Annotated in this window: 4 protein-coding genes; all 4 read right to left on the bottom strand. The window is 54.1% G+C overall.

Annotated features, from left to right (window positions below):
- On the bottom strand, positions 1-1,604 hold a 1,604-nt coding region (gene mrdA, locus GX117_01615; protein ID NLO32043.1), incomplete at its 3' end, for a penicillin-binding protein 2.
- Positions 1,604-2,134, bottom strand: a complete 531-nt coding sequence (gene mreD, locus GX117_01610; GenBank protein ID NLO32042.1) for a rod shape-determining protein MreD — start codon at positions 2,132-2,134, stop codon at positions 1,604-1,606. The genes mreD and mrdA, both read right to left, overlap by 1 nt.
- The gene (gene mreC / locus GX117_01605; protein NLO32041.1) at positions 2,131-3,090 is read right to left on the bottom strand and encodes a rod shape-determining protein MreC; all 960 of its coding nucleotides are present in this window, start codon (positions 3,088-3,090) and stop codon (positions 2,131-2,133) included. Before mreC ends, mreD begins: the two co-directional genes overlap by 4 nt.
- A gap of 62 nt (positions 3,091-3,152) precedes the next feature.
- The coding region (locus GX117_01600; GenBank protein NLO32040.1) for a rod shape-determining protein at positions 3,153-3,899 on the bottom strand (747 nt) is incomplete at its 5' end.

Here is a 3,899-nt window from a genome sequence, read left to right as displayed (position 1 = left end):
TCAATACACTGGCGCAACCCTTTGGTGACCTCTTCGATTGTATCATCGCGGAAGAGTTTTTCAGACCGTGCTTCGCCCAAGTCTTTATTCAAAAAGGGGCGCACCCGATAGCCGCCATTCACGATACATGCCATCATGACGGCTCCTTGGAGTACGGTTGCGGTGCAGCTGCCTTGACCGATACTTAAGTTAATGGTTTCGCCGGGATACCATTGTTGCTCCCACACGGGTTTATCGGCGTTGAGCGCAGCTTTCCATTCACGGCCCGGCACCAAACCTACCATCTCGCCGGGCAGATCAATGCCTGTTTTGACGCCTACCCCCATTTTATGGGAATAGCTGACAATACGATCCACATCCAAGCGCCGCCCCACATTGTAGAAAAAGACGTCGCAAGAATAGGCGAGTGCTTCCGCCACGGTCATGTTGCCGTGTCCATAACGCTGCCAACAATGCCAGCGCCGCCCTTTGCCGTCCAAGGTATAATGGCCGGGACAAAAGAAATGGGAATGGTTGTTGATGAGGTTTTCTTCGAGGGCAGCGGCGGCAAGGACGATCTTAAAAATGGAGCCGGGCGGATAGACTTCTCGAAACCCACGGTTGGACATTCGATTGGGCTTTTCGTCTGATAACAACTCCATACGTTCTGCGACGCTTCCTCGATTCACAAAGACGCCGGGGTCATAGCCCGGTTCGCTTGCCATAGCAAGAACAGCGCCGGTGTCGGCATCGAGGATTACGATTGCGCCCACTTTGTCTTTCAAAATAGCTTCGCAGCGGCGCTGCAGATCAATGTCCAAGGTCAGATGTAAAGAACCGCCTGAATGGGGCAGTACAGGCGGCGCTTCTAAGTTAAGATGATGACCGATGCTGTCCCTGCGCGCAATCACGGGCCGCCCGGAACGGTCGGTACGCAGCTGGGGCTGCCCCGAAGCATAGCGCGTTACCAACATGAATCCGTCGCGGCCATGGAGCAGATCTTCGTAATAGCGCTCGAGTCCATCTTTGCCCACAAGATCGCCCATGAAATAACCTTGATCTGCCATGCGGTCAAGTTCGGCGCGATTGATTTCCCCGAGATAACCCAGCAGCTGACCCGCCGTCTCTTGGAACAAATAGCGCCGCTGGGGATGGACTATGGTGGCCACACCGGGCATTGCGTGCAGATTCTCCTCCACACGGACACGGTCCACTTTGGAGATATCGCGCTTCACGAGCAATTGCGTAAAAGGCGTATGCCGCTGTGCGCTGACCCGCTTCAACAACTCTTCGGGATCGCTGCCGATCAAGGCTTCCAAACTGTGACAGACCTTTTCTAACAGCTCGGCGGGACAGTCGCCGGGCACAAAGACCACATCGGCACTGGCACGGTTATCTGCCAGCACCTCACCTTTGCTGTCATAAATCATGCCGCGGTCTGCGGCAAGCCGTTTTTGCCAGACCCGGTTGTTTTCAGCAAGCTTTGTGAATTCTCCCAAGGATACGATTTGCAGCGACCAGAAGCGGACACAGAGAAGCGCCATCGCCAAAACAAGGGCAAGACTCAGCCACTGGACACGGCGTTCCACACCTTGGTAGCGTCCGCTATCCTTCTTGCTCGGCATTACACCACCCCGCCCGTAATCGCTTCACGACGGTGAAAGATACGTTCCACAGCAATAAAGACCAAGGGCGTCAATACGGCTGAATAGAAGGCTGTGGGCACGGCATTGGTCACCAAGGGCAGCAACATACCGCGCTGCGGTTCCAGAATGAACTGGATGGTCAGGAAGAGAAAGCCCTGCATCAAGCTGGCCAAAAATACGAGCCCTGCTTTGATTGCTTCATGTTCGGTGATGAGCCGCGTGGAGAGGCGGCCAAAGAAATAGCCGATCAAGACGTAGCAAAAGACATGATGGCCCAGCGTTGTATTGGCGGCGACATCGAGGTAGAGCCCGCCGATGAGGGCGGTAAACATGGCGCGCTCTTCGCCGAAAGCGATGGCGAAATAGACGACAATGACTAAAACGATATCGGGCGACACTTCCTGAAACTTCAGCATCTCAGGCCAATTGGTCTGTAAGAGTGCCGCCACAATGACACTTGCCAGCCAAAACAGATAATCGGGCAACGTATGATGGCGAATTCGTATCATGGCGCATATTGCTCCTGCAGCGTACGCATATCAGGCATTTGCGGCGCATTCGATACGGTACTGTGCGCTGTTGGTTTTGTGCCTGTGCAGCGGTGCGCGGTAATGGAGTCGGTCAAATAAGGGCTGTCCTCGGCGGCGCGCATGAGGATGAACACTTCATCGAGCCGGTACGGGTCGACAGCGGGTTCAATATCGGCGCTCTTCCATAAGCCTTCGCCGCTGCGCACGGTGCTGATACGGCCAACAGGCAAGCCGGCGGGAAACTGGCTTTCCGGACTCGTAACTACCCAATCCCCTACGCGCACCTCTTCTTTCATATCAATATATTCCAACCTGCACAACTGATTAAAATCGCTGCCGCTGGGATGGACAATGCCGTCGTAGGCGCGCAGCCGATTCCGAAGCACCATAGCGCCTACCCTGCAATCCATATGATGAATGGTGGCGACGGTGGCGGTGAAATCCGCTACTTCCGTGACCACACCGACCACGCCGTCCGCCGTGATGACACCCATGGATTCACGAATACCTTGGCGCATGCCGCCATCGATGCGCAGGAGCCCCTTATAGCTTTCGAGGATCGTAACGGGCAGTAATTCCAAGCGTGATTCTTGTTTGACAAAACCAAAGAGCGTGCGCAGGCGGCGGTTTTCTTCTTTGAGCTCGTGGAGGGCGGCGGTTTTCGTTTTCAGCGATGCCACCTCCAGTTCCAGCATCTTATTATCGCGAAAGACGCCGTTGTAATCGGTCACGAATTTGTAGGAACCTTCCAGTTTGGTGGAAGTGACGTGCTGTACTTTGATAAAGGGATAGGAAATTAAGCTGACCGTACGCGCTAAGATACGATGGACACGGGTACTTTCGGTCCCCACGACCAAAGATAAAATAGAGCCGAGCAACAAGAATACCAAGAGTACTTGTGGCCTGTGCTCTCTTATGATCCGTAATGGACTCATGGAAAAATACCTATCCCCATTAGCTCAGAGACAAAACCGGCATTCAATGGGACAACCAGGCTTTAAACTTCTTCAGGTTTGAAATGTTTCAGCTCTTCCAGGAATTTGCCGCCGCCCAAGACCACCGCTCCCAAAGGATCTTCGGCGATGGTCACATGTAAGCCCGTTTCCTGGGAAATGAGTCGGTCCATGCCGCGGAGCAGCGCGCCGCCGCCTGCCAATACGACGCCGCGATCAACAATATCGGCGGAGAGTTCGGGCGGTGTTCGTTCGAGGGTAATGCGAACGCCTTCAATGATTTCACGGACAGGCTCTTTTAAGGATTCCCGGATTTCGTCGGAGGTGACGGTGATCACTTTGGGCAGGCCAAGAACCTGATCACGTCCTTTCACCTGCATTTCAATCTCTTCTTTTAACGGAAAAGCGGAGCCAATGGTTACTTTAATTTCTTCTGCCGTACGCTCACCGACCATCAGATTATAGGTGCGTTTCAGATGCTGGATAATGGCTTGATCCATTTCATCGCCCGCAGTACGGATCGATTTGGGAAAAACAATGCCGCCCAAAGCGATAACGGCCACTTCCGTGGTACCGCCGCCAATATCCACGATCATACAACCTTGCGGCTCTTGCACGGGCAGCCCGGCACCGATGGCAGCCGCCATGGGCTCTTCAATGATATAGACCTTTTTCGCGCCTGCCTGTATGGCACTTTCCACAACGGCACGCCGTTCCACAGCCGTTATACCGGAGGGAACACTCACAGCAACACGAGGCCATGCGGGCAAGCGTTTGCGAATGTGGACTTT

The sequence above is a fragment of the Candidatus Hydrogenedentota bacterium genome (genome assembly GCA_012523015.1).
In the GTDB taxonomy this organism is placed as follows: Bacteria; Hydrogenedentota; Hydrogenedentia; order Hydrogenedentales; family CAITNO01; genus JAAYBJ01.
Note: the sequence above shows the minus strand (reverse complement) of the source record. Positions and strands in the feature narration are given on the sequence as shown.

What these genes read in the sequence shown, in the direction of transcription:
- mreD (NLO32042.1), bottom strand. Translation starts at nt 2,134, where the DNA reads ATGATACGAATTCGCCATCATACGTTGCCCGATTATCTGTTTTGGCTG.
- mreC (NLO32041.1), bottom strand. Translation starts at nt 3,090, where the DNA reads ATGAGTCCATTACGGATCATAAGAGAGCACAGGCCACAAGTACTCTTG.